Here is a 14,627-nt window from a genome sequence, read left to right as displayed (position 1 = left end):
GCGGTCGCGCCGCCCGACTTCGCCAGCGTGATCGTGATCGCGGCCGTCAGCGTCGTCTTGCCATGGTCAACGTGACCAATGGTGCCGATGTTGCAGTGCGGCTTATTACGTTCGAACTTTTCCTTGGCCATCGTCTCTACCTTCGCGCCGGCGGGTGTTGTGGGGTTAACTCATATGGGGAGCTGGAGCGGGTAGCGGGAATCGAACCCGCGTCCTCAGCTTGGAAGGCTGCTGCACTACCATTGTGCTATACCCGCCCAATACCCAGTGGGGGCTAGCGGGGTCGCGATCGGCTCCCGGTCTTTCGGCTCTGGGACCATCCTGAGTTCAGGACGCCCTGCCCTCGGAACTCGTCGCGTGCATGGTGGGGGAAGCAGGACTCGAACCTGCGAAGGCGTACGCCAGGGGATTTACAGTCCCCCCCCTTTGCCACTCGGGACATTCCCCCAAGCACGCGACGGAGTTCCGAAGCCGGCGGCCTTTACCCGGTTCAATGCGCAACAGCAAGCCGTTGAACTTCGAACTGGAACAAAAGCTTCTTGGACCGGTGACGGACGATGCTAAGAGCAGCGCCGGCGGCCCGAGAAGCCCTTGGGGCCCCAAATCGGAGCGCGTCTTATAGTGTCCTCTCATTCCGAACGCAACGACCGGAAACGTCCTTCTGCACCAGGACGTGATTTTCGTTCCAAGCCCCGGAAAGAAAACAGCTTTTCTCGTGGCCAAGGCGACGCCAAGGACTGGATTTGGGGGACTCACGCCGTCGAGGCGGCGCTTTCCAACCCCCTGCGCCCCGCGCCGAAGCGCCTTCTGGCGACTCCGGATCGCGCCAAGCGACTCAGCCCCGATCTCCAGAAGCTGGCCTGCCTGCAGGTGATGGAAGGCCAGGAGATCGCCAAGCAGCTGCCGCAGGGCGCCGTGCACCAGGGCCTGGCCCTGAAGATCGACGAGGCCGAGTCCCTGTCGATCGCCGAGATGGGGACCCCGGCCAAGGGTCTGCTGGTCATGCTCGACCAGATCACCGACCCGCAGAACATCGGCGCCATCTTCCGCTCGGCCGCCGCCTTCGGGGCCAAGGGCGTGATCCTGCAGGACCGCCACGCCCCGGTGCTGTCGGGCGTGCTGGCCAAGACCGCCGTCGGCGCGGTCGACAAGGTCGCGCACGCGCGCGTGGTCAATCTATCCCGAGCGCTGGAAGAACTGGCCGACATGGGCTGGCGGGCCGTGGCCCTGGCCGGCGAGGCCGAGGAAAGCCTCGAAAAGGTGCTCGACGACCAGCCGACCGTACTTGTTCTGGGTTCGGAAGGTGAAGGTGTCCGCCGTCTGGTCGCAGAGCATTGTGACGCCTTGGGAAAGATCCCCATGCCGGGCGGCTTCGAAAGCTTGAATGTCTCGGCCGCCGCCGCGATCGCGCTTTACGAGGCGTCGAAAGTTCGCGCGAAGGAAGAAACTGGTTCGTGAATCTCTCTTAACCGTTTTGATTTCGTCGCAAGCTCGTGCTCTTCTCGCGAACAGTGGTCCGCGAGCGCCTGCTCGCGGAAGGAATTCGACATGGGATCGGGGGACCCGATGTTTGTACGTAAGGTACGCTTGGCCGCCTTGGCCACCTCGGCGGTTGGCGTTCTCGCGCTGGCCGGCTGCAGCGCTGGCGACCAGGTAAGCTCGGCGCCGCCGCCCAGCGAGCGCCAGGACGCGTCGATGACGCCCGAGCTGATGGGCGCGGCTCCGCCGCCGAGCGCCGATCAGGCTCAGGACGGCCTGCTGGGCGGTCCGAGCCAGGCGCAGGCCCAGGCTCGCGCCGACGCCAGCGTGGCGTCCAGCCCGCTGCCGCCGCCGAACCGCAACTCGCATCTGAAGACCTGGCGCCGTCCGGACGGCACGCTGGTCACGGCCATGCGCCCGATCGCCAATCCGAAGGGCTCCAGCCGCCACGAACAGCGTCCGCAGCAACGCCCGCATCGCGTCTACGCGACGATCCCGGCCGCGCCGCATCCGACCGCTCAAGCCGCGCCGAAGCCGGCTCCCAAGCCGGTCATCGTCGCCAAGCCGGTGACGCCGAAGACGGTGGCTCCGGCCCCAGCGCCGATCCAGGCCGCCAAGCCGGTGGTGCCGGCGACGCCGCTGGCCAAGCCGCCCGTCGTGGCCGCTACGCCGGTCGCTCCGGCCGCGCCCGCCAAGCCCGCGACCAAGCTCGAGAAGCTGCAGGCCGTCGTCGCGCCGGCCGCCACCAACGGCGCCGTCCTGGCCGCTGGCGAGAGCCTCGGCAAGAACCAGCCCGGCCAGGTGACCCTGTCGCTGCCGGCCACGCTGGGCGACCTGATCAAGCAGGAAGCCGCCAAGCTGGGCCTGACCAAGGCCGCCAAGAAGACCAGCGCCTATGCCGAGCTCTCGGGCGAAGGCTATGAGGTCACCCCGAACGGCCGCCAGACGGCCGTGGTCAAGCCGGGCGAGCCGACCACCTTCGCGTGGCAGGTCAAGCCGGGTCCGGAAGCCAAGGGTCAGCTGAAGTCGCAGTTCGGCCTCGAGCTGAACGGCGCCAAGCAGCCGCAAGGCTTCTCGCTGGGTGAAATCAGCAAGCGCGTCGCCGCCCTGCCGGAACAGGCCAAGAAGGGCATGGGCAAGCTCGACCTGGGCGCCCTGAACGGCAGCATCTCGCTGCCGGGCGTGGGCTCGGTGCCGATCAAGACCGCCCTGGGCATCGCCCTGGTGCTGCTGGCCCTGATCATCCTGGTCGGCGTCTCGCGCAACGCCTCGGCGGCCCGTCGCCGCGCCGAGCGCCAGCGCAAGTACCGCACCCTGACCGACTACGGCCGCAACGAGATGGAGTTCGAGCAGGAGCAGCACGCCCCGGCCCAGACCCACGTCTCGCACGTCAACCCGTTCCTGGCCGCGGCCGGCGGCGCGGTGGCGGGCGCGGCGGTCGCCTCAGCGGTCTCGCACCATGACGACCACCAGGCGCACGCCGATCACGGCCACGGCCATGACGACCACGGTCATCATGACGCCCATGCCGATCACGGCCACGCGGCGCATGACGACCATGGCCACGCCGCTGACCACGGCCACGACCTGCACGCCGCGGCTCATCCCGAGCCGCACGCGCCGGCCGAGCACGTGTCCTACGTGAACCCGATGGTCGCCGCGGCTTCGGCTCCGGCCAGCCACGACGATCACGGCCATGACGCCCACGCTCACGATGGCCACCACGGCGAACACGCCGCCGAGGACCATGCTCACGGTCACGACGGCCATGCCGCCGCCGACCACGGGCACGACGCACACCATGCGGCTCCCCATCGGGAACCCGAGCACGCCCACTAAGGGCTAGCGCCGGACGAAACGCGACGCCCCGGATCGACGATCCGGGGCGTTGTCGTATTTGCCGTGGACCTGTTCTTTTTGCGCCTTGCATCGCCGCGCGCCTCACCGCATTGAGGATACATGTTCGAAACGCTGACGGCCCATCTGGGCGGCCTGCAAGGCCCTCTGACCGCCCTGCTGCAAGTGCTGATGATCGACCTAGTCCTGGCCGGCGACAACGCCGTGGCCGTGGGCCTGGCGGCCGGCGGCCTGCCGCCCAAGGACCGCAAGAAGGTCATCCTGTACGGCCTGGGCGCGGCGGTCGTGCTGCGCATCAGCTTCGCCCTGATCACCACCTGGCTGCTGGGCGTCATCGGCCTGTTGCTGGCCGGCGGCTTCCTGCTGCTGTGGGTCTGCTGGAAGATGTGGCGCGAGATGCGCGAGCAGGCCGCCCACGCCGAGGCCATGGCCGCCATCGACGGCGACCCCAGCACCGAGCCGGCCGCGCGCCCCGCCAAGTCGTTCAAGCAGGCCTTCATCCAGGTGCTGATCGCAGACGTCTCGATGTCGCTGGACAACGTGCTGGCCGTGGCCGGCGCGGCCCGCGAGCATCCGGGCATCCTGATCTTCGGCCTTCTGCTGTCGATCGCCCTGATGGGCCTGGCCGCCAGCGCCATCGCCAACCTGCTGCACAAGCACCGCTGGATCGGCTTCGTCGGCCTGGCGATCGTGCTCTATGTCGCCGTGCACATGATCTGGGAAGGCCACCGCAGCGTGGTCATGGATCTGAACCAGACGGCCGCCTACAACGCCGCCGCCCCTGCCCCGCTGGACATCAAGCCGGACGAACTGGCCCAGCACAACAAGCACAAATAGCGACTACCGCGCTGGCAGTGGCGGCAGGTCGAGCCGCCTCAGGTCGGCCATCTTGGCGTAGAGCCGCAGCATCGCGTGGTGACGCGCCGTGTCCTCCCGCGCCTCGATCGCCTCATGCAGGCCGATCAGCGCCGTGCGTAGCGCCGCATTGACCCGGTCCAGCGCCGAGACCGTCACCTCGTCCGTGAACGGAAGAGCTCCGACGTCCAGCCCGTAGTCGACCGCCGCCTCGGCCAGAGCCGCGCGGATCAGGGCGTTCTCCTCGACCCGCGCCGCGACGCCACGCTCAGCCTCCTGGGCCGCCAGCAGCGACAGCAACGCCACCAGTCCAACCTTGCCGGCCATGAACTCGCCCTGCTGCTCGGGCGGTCCGGGATCGGCCATGCACATGAAGTTGCCGACCAGGATGTCGGGCAGGCTCGGGGTCATGACAGGCCCTCCAGGCGCATCAGCGCAGCGGCCAGGATCTCGTCGTGCCGGCGAGCGGTGTACCAGCCCGACACCGCCAGGATCGGCTCCTTGAAGCCGCCGTCGCGATATTCCTTGGCCGCCGAGGTCCAGATCGCCTGGCCCTTCACGGCCGCGAACAGTGACCACCAGGTCAGGGCGTCCTCGTCGACCGACAGGCCGCTGGCCTTGGACCAGATCGCCAGGGCCTCGTCGCGTGGGATCATGGCGGCGACGGTCGTCGCATCGAAGGGATTCCAGAGCGGATCGATGGCCCAGGCCAGGTCCTCCAGTGGATCGCCCAGATGCACCATCTCCCAGTCCAACACCGCCAGGAACGTCCCGTCCGATGCGTGCAGGAAGTTGCCGCCGCGATAGTCGCCGTGCACAACCCGCACCGCCTTGGGTAGCGGCGGCGGCTTGCGGCGCAGGGCCCGGATGGCGGCGCGGACGATCGGCTGCGGGTGCTGCTCATCGGCCTCGATGACGGCGGCCCAGTGATCGACGGCGATCCGCCAACAGTCCTCAGGCGCGGGAAGCTCGGCGACCTTGGCCAACGGCAAGCCGGCGGGATCCGCCGCCGCGATCCGCCCCAGGATGTCGAAGAACGCCTCTCCGATCGTCCGGGCGTGGGCGCCGTAGGGCATGACCGTGAACGGCGAGGCCACCGCCCCGCCCTCGACCCGCTCCATGATGAAGAACGGCCGCTCCAGCTCGGAGCCCTCGGCATCCATCGCCACCGGACGCGGCGCCGGGACGCGATCGCAGAAGCTCTCCAGCGCCAGGTATTCCAGGCTGCGGTCGGTCTCGATCAGGCTGCCGGGCGGATCGCGGCGCAGGATCAGCGGCCTGGCCTCGCCAGCCACATTGGCCACGAACCGATAGGTCTCGCGGCTGGCCCCACCGGGGATGCGCGAGAGGTCGGCGACCGTGACCGGCTGCCCCCAGGTGCGGGTCAGATACGCCTCCAGGCGCTCGGCCAAGCTCATCGAAAGGGGGCCGCTCAAGGAGCCATGTCCAGGATCGAGGCGAAGCCCGAGGTCGCGTGCGGACCGATGGCCAGTTGTTCGAAGACGCCCCTGCCCTTCCGCGTCCGCCCCGCGCCATCGACATAGGTCACGTCGCTCAGCGCCTGCACGTGCAGCAGGTGCGGCATCTTTCGGTCCAGGTCGGCCGTGACGAAGTCCTCGCGCTCGACCTTCAGCTCGCCGTGGTTCAGGCCGTGGCCCCAGACGGGGTGGTTGTAGCCGAGCCCCAGCATGAAGAACTCGGTCTTCGGCGCGATGGTCATCGAGCCGTCGGCGCCCAGGTCGAGGGTCGCGGCGGCGGCGTGGCGGGTGCCGCTCTTCCAGTCGATGGCGCAGGACGACGCTGCAAAGCCACCGAAATGGTCCTCGCGCCCACCGTCTTCCAGCCACAGCGCGCGGCGGTTCCAGGCTCGGCCGAGCTCGTCGTCATTGGTGTGGAAGAACAGGCTGCCGTCCGCGAAATTGCACGGCGCCCACAGCCAGAAGAACTGCGACAGGGCCGGCGGCGCCAGCTCCTGGGCGTCGCGTGCGCCGACAGGCCGGACGCCCCAGGACCGATCGCGGGTGCCGACGAAGCCGTCGACGCTGGTCCGCACGCCATCGACCTCGATCCAGCCGGAGTAGCGGCCATTCTGGGTCAGGCGAGTATAGTCCAGCAGCGTGCGCGGGCCGTTGCGGCGGACGAAGCGCGGCTCCTCGATCGGGAAGGACCGGCCCTCGAAGACTATCTCGGCGGCGATCCCCTGCTCGGGCGCGGCCACGGTCAGCTTCAGACGCTGCAGGGGTGTGAGCACGTCGATGGTGATCGGCCCGACCGTCAGGTCCATCCGCTCCATCTTCAACCAGCGGCTGGCGTGGAGGTTGATCTGCTTGCCGTCCTTCATCACGCAGAAGGCCGCGTCGGCGATGTTGAGGTGCGGATAGACGCCGAACGCGGCGGCGAAGAACAGGTCGTTCCCATCGCCCTCGGCCGCGTAACCGTTGAAGAAATAGCGGTCGTAGAAGTTCCGATCCGTCCCGGCATAGGCCACGGGCTCGGGCGTCTGATGGATCGGGTAATCGTCGCCCCAGGTGAGCGCCATGCCGTCCTCCCTACTGGACTTGCGACGCTCTGACTGCGTAGGGAGCCGGCTTCGCTTTACGTCCAGATGAACACCGTTAAGGTCGCGCTCGACGATTGCAACGGTGACGGAGCGTAAAGCCGATGGAGGGATGGACTCCCCGGACCTGGACCGCCCTGGCGGCGCTGAGCGGCCTGCTGTCCGTGGCCTTCGGCGCCTTCGCCGCCCACGGCATCGAGAGCTGGAAGGCCGTCGAGTGGCTGAAGACCGGCGCCCAGTACCAGATGCTCCACGCCCTGGCGGTGTTCGGGGCCTTCGCCCTGCACCGGGCCGGGGCCAAGGGCATGGGGCTGGTGACGGCGCTGTTCTTCGTCGGGACCCTGGTGTTCTCGGGCTCGCTCTACGCCATGGCCTTGGGCGGCCCAAGGATCCTGGGCGCGATCACCCCGATCGGCGGGCTGTCGTTCATGGCCGCCTGGGCGCTGATGGCCTGGCGCGGCTTCTCGATGCCAAACGCCAAGGCCTAGACCTTCTTCGCGCCCGGCAGGGCCAGGAAGAAGATCGCCAGGGCCGAGCCGACCAGGCAGGCGAACATCACGGCGGCGACCGGCTTGGCCGTCCCGTCGTGCAGCAGGCCACCGGCCCATGACGCCAGCGCGCCCGCCCCGAACGAGGCCGAGCCCATCAGGGCCGAGATCGAACCGGCCCGGCGCGGATCGACGCTGAGCGCCCCGGCCATGGTGTTGCCGCCCATCAGGCCGTACAGCGACAGCGAGGCGAACAGCAGCGGCAGCACGGTCCACTGGCCGCCCCAGCCGGTGAAGGCGGCGATGGTCAACAGGAAGGCCGCGACGATCGAGGCGACGCTGGCCTTGCTCAGCACCTGGTCGGGCAGCATCCGGCGCAGCAGCAGGCGGTTGACCTGGCTGGCGCCGATGATGCCGACGGCGTTGAAGGCGAACACCAGGTTGAAGACCAGCGGCGTGTGGCCATAGGTGCCCATGACCAGGTCCGGCGCGCCCGAGATGTAGGTGAACAGCACCGCCCCGTTCAGCGCCCCGGCGATGGCATAGCCCATCAGCCGGCGCATGCCGAACAGCGCGCCGTAGGCGCGCAGCGGGTTCTCGCTCCGGGCCTGGGCCTCGGTCTCGGCCGAGCGGGACTCGCCCAGGCTGACGATCACCCACAGGCCGATCAGGGCGCCGAAGCCGACCAGGGTCCAGAACACCCCGCGCCAGCCGCCGAAGTACTGCACGACGCCGCCCAGCTGCGGGGCCAGCACCGGGGCCAGGCCCATGATTAGGGTCATCAGCGACAGCACGCGGGCGGTGTCGGCATGGCTGAAGCGGTCGCGGACCACGGCGCGGGCGATCACCGGGCCGGCGCAGCCGCCCAGGGCCTGGACGAAGCGCGCGGCGATCAGGGTCTCGATATTGGGCGCCAGGGCGCAGACCACCGAAGCGGCGACGAACACCGCCACCCCGACCAGCAGCGGCAGGCGGCGGCCGAACCGGTCCGAGGCCGGGCCGTAGATCACCTGACCGATCGCCATGCCGGCGAAGAACGCCGCAAGGGTCGTCTGGGTCTGCTCGGGCCCGGCGTGCAGGCTGGCGCCGATCGACGGCAGGCTGGACAGGTACATGTCGATCGACATCGGCGCGAAGGCCGTCAGGGCGCCGAGAAGCAGGACGAGACGCCACGGAACGGCGGCGGGCGGCGAAGCTGTGTCGGTCATGGCGCGCCTTCTACGCCCTTTCGCCCCTACGGAAACCTCAAATGACGCTTGCCGGGCTGGACGATGGGTCGCAGGGTGATCGCCAATCACATAGAAACACGGGGAGACGCACGGTCATGACGGTCAACAATCCGGGCCTGCCCGAGCCCCAGTACGCCGACGTCAACGGCATCCGCATGGCCTATTACGAGGCCGGGCCGCGCCAGGGCGTGCCGATCGTCTTCTGCCACGGCTTCCCGGAGTTGGCCTTCTCGTGGCGTCACCAGATCGCCGCCCTGGCCGCCGCCGGCCGCTGGGTGATCGCGCCGGACCAGCGGGGCTATGGCCTGACCCCCGGTCCCGAGGCCGTCGAAGCCTATGACATGGAGCACCTAACCGGCGACCTGGTCGGGTTGCTGGATCATCTGGGGGTCGAGAAGGCGGTCTTCGTCGGTCACGACTGGGGCGGCATCGTCGTCTGGCAGATGCCGTTGCTGCATCCGGACCGCGTGGCCGGGATCATCGGCCTCAACACGCCCTTCACCCCGCGCCTGCCGCTGGACCCGATCGAGATGTTCCGCAACGCCTATGGCGAGGACATGTACATCGTCCACTTCCAGAAACCCGGCGAGGCCGACGCGCGGCTGGGCGCCGATCCGGAGCGGACGATCCGCTTCTTCATGCGCAAGCCCAAGGGGTCGCAGGACGAGTTCCTGGGCCGTCCGGCCGAGCGACGCAGCCTCGCGCTACAAGACGCCTTGCTCCACTACGACCCGGCGAGCGACGACAACCAGTTCCTGGAGCCCGAGGAGCTGGCCTTCTTCGTCGAGGCCTTCCAGCGCACCGGCTTCACCGGCGGCATCAACTGGTACCGCAACTTCACCCGCAACTGGGAGAAGGCAGAGGCCCTGCCTCGCCGGATCGACGGCATGCCGTGCCTGATGATCATGGCCGAGCTGGACGTTGTGCTGCCGCCGGCCATGGCCGATCGAATGGGCGACCAGATCTCCGACCTGGAGAAGGTGCTGATCGAAGGCAGCGGCCACTGGACCCAGCAGGAGAAGCCGGCCGAGGTGAACGCCACGATCCTGGACTGGGTGGGGCGGAAGTTCCCGCTCTAGTTCTTGGACGCCAGCATCTGGTCCGCCCGTCGGCGCATGGCGGCGGCCAGTTGCAGCATGGCCAGGGCCGAGACCTCGTCGCGCTCGGCGGCGCGCAGGCTGTAGACATTGGCCATCGCCAGCAGCGCCGCGGCCTTATCGACGCCCTCGGCTCCGAACATCTCGCCGATCTGTCGGTCGAGTTCGGCCAACTGCATCGGATTGAGCATGCCGAGCAGTTCGTCGTCGGAATAGTCTTCAGGCGAGATCTGAGTCATGGCGGGCAACATACAGAACCGAATGAAAGGCGAAAACCGCGCCTTTCCTCCGTTCACAGCCGGCGGAAAAACACGTTAGGGTTCGTCTCATGGATCGTAACGCTTCCGCCGCCGCCATGAGTTCCGTTGGCCGTCGCGGCCTCTTCCGCGAGGTCGAGCCCTTCTCGTTCGGCTGGATGCCCACCGGCGGCCCGCACGAAATCTACTACGAGGAATGCGGCAATCCGCGGGGCAAGCCCTGCGTGATCCTGCATGGCGGCCCGGGCGGCGCGGTCAATCCGACCATGCGGCGGTTCTTCGATCCGGCCAAATGGCGCATGACCCTGTTCGACCAGCGCGGCTGCGGCCGCTCGCGTCCGAACGCCAGCCTGGACGACAACACCACCTGGAGCCTGATCGAGGACATCGAGCGCCTGCGCGAGCATCTGGGCGTCGAGAAGTGGACCGTGTTCGGCGGCTCGTGGGGGTCGACCCTGGCCCTGGCCTACGCCATCAAGCACCCCGACCGGGTCGATGGCCTGGTGCTGCGCGGCATCTTCCTGCTGACCGACCGCGAGCTTAACTGGTTCTACCAGGAAGGCGCCTCGATGCTGTTCCCGGACGCCTGGGAGCGGTTCCTGGCTCCGATCCCCGAGGACGAGCGCGGCGACCTGATGGCCGCCTATCACCGCCGCTTGGTCGCCCCGGACCGCCGCGTTCAGCTGGAAGCCGCCGCCGCCTGGAGCCAGTGGGAAGGCGACACCATCTCGCTGCGCGGCCCGGAGGCCCGTCCCTCGAAATTCAATGAAGAGGACTTCGCGATCGCCTTCGCGCGGATCGAGTGCCACTTCTTCACCAACAAGGGCTTCTTCGACCACGACGGCTGGATCCTGGCGAACATCGACCGCATCCGTCACATCCCCGGCTGGATCGTCCAGGGCCGCTTCGACGTCGTCACGCCGTTGGACAGCGCCTGGAAGCTGCACAAGGCCTGGCCCGAAGCCCGCTTCGACATCGTCTGGGACGCGGGCCACGCCTCGACCGAGCCGGGCGTCATCGACGGCCTGGTGCGGGCGACGGAAGCAGCGCTGGTCAGCTAGGCCGGTCGATCGCGTACCAGCAGCCGGGCTCGCAGGCGTCTCGCGCCGAGGCGAACACCGGCCGCTCGCCGGTTTCCCGCATACCTAACTTAGCGAGGATCGCCCGCGAGGCGGCGTTGTCCGGGTGCGCCTGGGCTTCGATCGTCTCGATCGGCAGCAGGTCCCACATCGACGCCAGGCCCGCCCTCGCCGCCTCCAGCATGTAGCCCTGGCCTTGGGCGTGCTCGGCCAGGTGATAGCCGATCTCCACACTGCCATCGGGCGCGCCGCCGCCGAAGCCGCCGATCATCGCCCCGTCCTCCAGCCGCTCGATGGCATAGCCGACATGCCAGCCGTCGCGCACGCCTTGCCGCGCCTCGGCGATGCGGGCGGCGGCGAGATCGATCGGGGTGGGATCGGGCCAGGAGGCCAGCCAGCGCACCACGCCGGGCGTCAGGTTGGCCGACAGGGCCGGCGCGTCGCTCTCGCGGAAACAGCGGAGCCGAAGGCGCGGCGTGACGAGGACGGGCAGCAGTTCCGCCTCGCCGCCGGCCATTACATCAACGAGCCCTTGCCGCTGGTCACTTCGGTGTAGCGGTGCACGCGCACGGCCTGGACGAGGCCAAAGCCGACCATGACCGTCAGCATGACGGTGCCGCCATAGGACAGCATCGGCATCGGCACGCCGACGACGGGGGCCAGACCCATGACCATGGCCCCGTTGATCAGCACGTACAGCGAGAAGGTCGCCGTCACTCCGGCCGCCGCCAAGCGTCCGAAGTGGCTGTGGCTGATCGAGGCGATGCGCAGGGCCATGAAGATCACCGCGCCGTACAGGAACAGCACGCCGAAACAGCCGACGAAGCCGAACTCCTCGGCCAGGGTGGCGAAGATGAAGTCGGTCTGCTTCTCGGGCAGGAAGTTCAGCTGGCTCTGCGAGCCGAGACCGAAGCCCTTGCCCAGCAAGCCGCCCGAGCCCAGGGCGATCTTGGACTGCAGGATGTGGTAGCCGTCGCCGGACGGGTCCTGCTCGGGGTTCAGGAAGGTCAGGATCCGGTTGCGCTGGTAGTCGTGCAAGCCGAACAGGATGAAGGGCGGGATGGCCACGGCCGCGAGCGCGCCGATGGCCGCCATGATCCGCCAGGACAGGCCGGCCAGCATCATGATCGCCCCGCCGGTGGCGGCGATCAGGATGGCGGTGCCCAGGTCAGGCTGCTTGGCGACCAGCAGGAACGGCACGCCGATCATCGCCGCCGGGATCAGCAAGCGCCAGGACAGCCTGGCGCTGTCGGACGACAGGCCGTGATAGTAGCGGGCCAGGGCCAGGACGAGGCCGATCTTCATCACCTCGGACGGCTGGAAGCGCACCGGTCCCAACTGCAGCCACCGCTGGGCGCCCAGCGAGATGTCGCCGACCAGGTCCACCGCGACGAGCAGGATCAGGCCGAGGATGTAGATCGGATAGGCCGCCGCGAACCACCAGCGCAGGTCGCACATGGCCAGGGCGATCATGATGATGAAATAGACGCCGAAGCGCAGCAGGTGCTTGTCGGCCCAGGGCTCCCAAGAAGCCCCGGCGATCGAGAACAGCATCAGGCCGCCGATGCCGGCGATCATCGCCAGCACCAGGCAGAAGGTCCAGTCGACCTCCATGAACTTGATGATCGGGCGGTCGCGTTCGCCCGGCCGGGTAAGGCCGCCGCTCAAGGTCATATGTGGCCTCCCAGAGGCTTGGTGGAGGGGGGCGTTGTCGGCGTAACGATCGGCGCAGCGGTGTCGTCCGGCGGAGGCGGCGCGGCGCCTTCGACGGGATCCTCCGGCGCGACGCCTTCCATGACGTCTTCCGGGGCGGCCTCGGGCAGCGGTGTCGGATTTTCGATGCGGGCGCGGATCTCCGGATCCTTCAGCAGCGCCACGCGCATGACCTCGCGGGCGCGCGGGGCGCCGGCGGTGGCGCCGCCCATGCCGCCGTGCTCGATGATGACCGCCACGGCGTAGCGCGGCGCGTCATAGGGCGCGAAGGCCACGAACAGGTTGTGGTCCTTCAGACGCCAGGTCGTGGCGTAGCCCTTGCGGTTCTTGACCCCGTCATAGCTGCGCACCTGCGCCGTGCCGGTCTTGCCGGCCATCTGCACGTCGCCCAGGCCCAGCTGGCTCTGCTTGTAGGCGGTGCCGCGCACGTCGTTGGCCACGGCCGCCATGCCACCCCGGACATAGTTCAGGTGCTCCTGCGAGAACGGCAGGTCGGGCACGGCCGCGCCGCTGGGCTGTTCCACCCCGCCGACCGACTTGATCAGGCGCGGGACCAGCGCCTTCTGGCCGTTGGCGAGGCGCGAGGTCATCACCGCCAGCTGCAGGGCGTTGACCGTCAGGGCCCCCTGCCCGATGCCGTAGCTGGGCGTCTCGCCCGGAAACCAGATCTGGTTGGCGGGATTCTTCTTGAACGCCCGCTTCTTCCAGGCGGGATCGGGGACGTTGCCGCGCTTCTGGCCGGGAATGCCGATGTCGTAGATCTGGCCGAAGCCCATGGCCCGCGCCGCGTTGGCGATGGCGTCGGGACCGATCTTCAGCGACGTCTGGTAGAAGTAGATGTCGCAGGAGTTCTTGATCGCCTCGTGCATGTTCTGCGAGCCGTGGCCGCGCGGCTCCCAGCAACGCCAGGTGCGGCCGCCATAGTACCAGCTGCCGCCGCAGCTGACGCGGACCTCGGGATTGATGCCGGCGGTCAGCGCCGCCAGACCCACGGTCGGCTTGAAGGTCGAGCCCGGCGGGAAGACGCCGGTCAGCGACTTGTCCAGCATCGGCTTGCGCTCGTACTCGGCCAGCGCCTTGTACTCCGCGCCCGACAGGCCTTTGACGAACCGGTTTGCGTCGAAGCTGGGAGCCGAGACCATGGCCAGCAGGTCGCCGTTTCGGATGTCCATCACCACGATGGCGCCGCTCTCCTCGCCCATCACCTCAAGGGCGCGGTTCTGGATGTCGGCGTCCAGGGTCAGCAGGATTTCCTTGCCCGGGGTCGGCGGCACGTCGCCGGCCGGGTCCAGGCGCACGACGCGGCCTTGCGCGTCGACCTCGGCCTTGGTGGCGCCGGCGCGGCCGCGCAACTCCTTGTCGAAGGCCTTCTCGACGCCCTGCTTGCCGATCCGGAAGCCCGGATGGTGCAGCAGTTCCTGGTCCTGGGTGGCGTCGTCCTTGGCGGCGGTCAGGTCGCGGTCGCTGACCTTGGCGACATAGCCGATCACGTGCGCGAAGGCGCCGCCGAACGGATAGACCCGCACCTCGCCCATGTCGGCGGTGACGCTGGGCAGTTCCGGGGCGCGGATGTTGACGCGGCTGAACTCCTCCCAGGAGAGGTCCTCCATCACCACGACCGGGGCTTTGCGCGGGGCGCGGTCCAGCTCCTTGAGCACGCGGGCGCGGCGCGAGCCGTCGATCGGCACCAGCTTGGCCAGGTCGTCCATGACGCTCTCGGCGTCCAGGCCCTTGTCCTTGTTGATGATCAGCCGGAAGTTTGGACGGTTGGACGCCAGCGACACGCCGTTGCGGTCGCGGATCAGGCCGCGCGGCGGCGGCACCAGGCGGTAGTTGAACTGGTTGCCGGCCGAAAGCTTCTGGTAGCGCTGGGCCTCTACCAGCTGCAGCTGGGCCAGGCGTCCGCCCAAGGCCAGCAGGCCAGCGCCGGTGATGCCGCCCAGCAGGAACGCACGCCGGTGGAAGACCCCCTGACGCTCGTTGACCTCGAAGAAGAAGATGGACGGTTCGCTCATC

General features: G+C 68.6%; 15 protein-coding genes and 2 tRNA genes. 6 read left to right on the top strand and 11 right to left on the bottom strand.

Going from position 1 to position 14,627, the window contains the following annotated elements:
• The 3 genes from AC07NI_RS19795 to AC07NI_RS19785 form a co-directional block, all read right to left on the bottom strand.
• On the bottom strand, positions 1-131 hold a 131-nt coding region (locus AC07NI_RS19795), incomplete at its 3' end, for a GTP-binding protein (protein WP_494622283.1).
• 52 nt (positions 132-183) lie between these two features.
• Positions 184-257 (bottom strand) — tRNA-Gly (locus AC07NI_RS19790).
• A gap of 105 nt (positions 258-362) precedes the next feature.
• Positions 363-448: transfer RNA gene (locus tag AC07NI_RS19785), tRNA-Tyr, on the bottom strand.
• Positions 449-621: 173 nt separating this feature from the next.
• Between AC07NI_RS19785 and rlmB the strand changes: the two genes are divergently transcribed.
• From rlmB to AC07NI_RS19770, 3 genes are all read left to right on the top strand, one after another.
• A complete protein-coding gene (gene rlmB / locus AC07NI_RS19780) occupies positions 622-1,458 on the top strand; it encodes a 23S rRNA (guanosine(2251)-2'-O)-methyltransferase RlmB (RefSeq protein WP_494622228.1) in 837 nt (278 codons plus the stop codon).
• A 108-nt stretch (positions 1,459-1,566) separates the two neighbouring features.
• Complete coding sequence (gene stpX / locus AC07NI_RS19775; RefSeq protein WP_494622226.1) at positions 1,567-3,318, top strand: stalk-specific protein StpX; 1,752 nt, start codon at positions 1,567-1,569, stop codon at positions 3,316-3,318.
• 120 nt (positions 3,319-3,438) lie between these two features.
• On the top strand, positions 3,439-4,173 hold the full coding sequence (locus tag AC07NI_RS19770) for a TerC family protein (protein WP_494622224.1): 735 nt from the start codon (positions 3,439-3,441) through the stop codon (positions 4,171-4,173).
• Between the two features lie 3 nt (positions 4,174-4,176).
• On the opposite strand, the gene AC07NI_RS19765 is transcribed toward AC07NI_RS19770, so the two are convergent.
• From AC07NI_RS19765 to AC07NI_RS19755, 3 genes are read right to left on the bottom strand one after another with little or no spacing between them, the layout of a single operon-like run.
• Positions 4,177-4,602: a hypothetical protein gene (locus AC07NI_RS19765; RefSeq protein WP_494622222.1), complete on the bottom strand. Its 426-nt coding sequence runs from the start codon at positions 4,600-4,602 to the stop codon at positions 4,177-4,179.
• The gene (locus AC07NI_RS19760) at positions 4,599-5,609 is read right to left on the bottom strand and encodes a phosphotransferase family protein (protein WP_494622281.1); all 1,011 of its coding nucleotides are present in this window, start codon (positions 5,607-5,609) and stop codon (positions 4,599-4,601) included. Before AC07NI_RS19760 ends, AC07NI_RS19765 begins: the two co-directional genes overlap by 4 nt.
• A 14-nt stretch (positions 5,610-5,623) precedes the next feature.
• Positions 5,624-6,730, bottom strand: coding sequence for an Rv3169 family protein (locus AC07NI_RS19755; RefSeq protein WP_494622220.1), 1,107 nt, complete (start codon positions 6,728-6,730; stop codon positions 5,624-5,626).
• A gap of 122 nt (positions 6,731-6,852) precedes the next feature.
• Here AC07NI_RS19755 and AC07NI_RS19750 point away from each other — a divergent pair, with 122 nt between their 5' ends.
• Complete coding sequence (locus AC07NI_RS19750; protein WP_494622218.1) at positions 6,853-7,236, top strand: DUF423 domain-containing protein; 384 nt, start codon at positions 6,853-6,855, stop codon at positions 7,234-7,236.
• On the opposite strand, the gene AC07NI_RS19745 is transcribed toward AC07NI_RS19750, so the two are convergent.
• Positions 7,233-8,444, bottom strand: a complete 1,212-nt coding sequence (locus tag AC07NI_RS19745) for a multidrug effflux MFS transporter (protein WP_494622216.1) — start codon at positions 8,442-8,444, stop codon at positions 7,233-7,235. The two genes, AC07NI_RS19750 and AC07NI_RS19745, sit on opposite strands and share 4 nt — an antisense overlap.
• Positions 8,445-8,560: 116 nt before the next feature.
• Between AC07NI_RS19745 and AC07NI_RS19740 the strand changes: the two genes are divergently transcribed.
• Positions 8,561-9,544, top strand: a complete 984-nt coding sequence (locus AC07NI_RS19740; protein WP_494622214.1) for an alpha/beta fold hydrolase — start codon at positions 8,561-8,563, stop codon at positions 9,542-9,544.
• On the opposite strand, the gene AC07NI_RS19735 is transcribed toward AC07NI_RS19740, so the two are convergent.
• Positions 9,541-9,801: a low temperature requirement protein A gene (locus tag AC07NI_RS19735; protein ID WP_494622212.1), complete on the bottom strand. Its 261-nt coding sequence runs from the start codon at positions 9,799-9,801 to the stop codon at positions 9,541-9,543. The genes AC07NI_RS19740 and AC07NI_RS19735 overlap by 4 nt on opposite strands.
• An 89-nt stretch (positions 9,802-9,890) precedes the next feature.
• Between AC07NI_RS19735 and pip the strand changes: the two genes are divergently transcribed.
• Positions 9,891-10,880, top strand: coding sequence for a prolyl aminopeptidase (gene pip / locus AC07NI_RS19730; RefSeq protein WP_494622210.1), 990 nt, complete (start codon positions 9,891-9,893; stop codon positions 10,878-10,880).
• Here pip and AC07NI_RS19725 read toward each other — a convergent pair.
• Genes AC07NI_RS19725 through mrdA form a run of 3 tightly spaced genes read right to left on the bottom strand, consistent with a single transcriptional unit; the run spans position 10,873 to position 14,626 of the window.
• The gene (locus AC07NI_RS19725) at positions 10,873-11,415 is read right to left on the bottom strand and encodes a GNAT family N-acetyltransferase (protein WP_494622208.1); all 543 of its coding nucleotides are present in this window, start codon (positions 11,413-11,415) and stop codon (positions 10,873-10,875) included. The genes pip and AC07NI_RS19725 overlap by 8 nt on opposite strands.
• A complete protein-coding gene (gene rodA, locus AC07NI_RS19720) occupies positions 11,415-12,572 on the bottom strand; it encodes a rod shape-determining protein RodA (RefSeq protein ID WP_494622206.1) in 1,158 nt (385 codons plus the stop codon). The genes AC07NI_RS19725 and rodA overlap by 1 nt, the downstream gene beginning before the upstream one ends.
• Positions 12,569-14,626, bottom strand: coding sequence for a penicillin-binding protein 2 (gene mrdA, locus AC07NI_RS19715; RefSeq protein WP_494622204.1), 2,058 nt, complete (start codon positions 14,624-14,626; stop codon positions 12,569-12,571). Before mrdA ends, rodA begins: the two co-directional genes overlap by 4 nt.
• Position 14,627 lies beyond the last annotated feature (1 nt).

The organism is Caulobacter sp. GW821-FHT10E02, assembly GCF_059415225.1.
The sequence above is the reverse complement of the archived record's forward strand: the minus strand, read 5'-3'. Positions and strand labels throughout refer to the sequence as shown.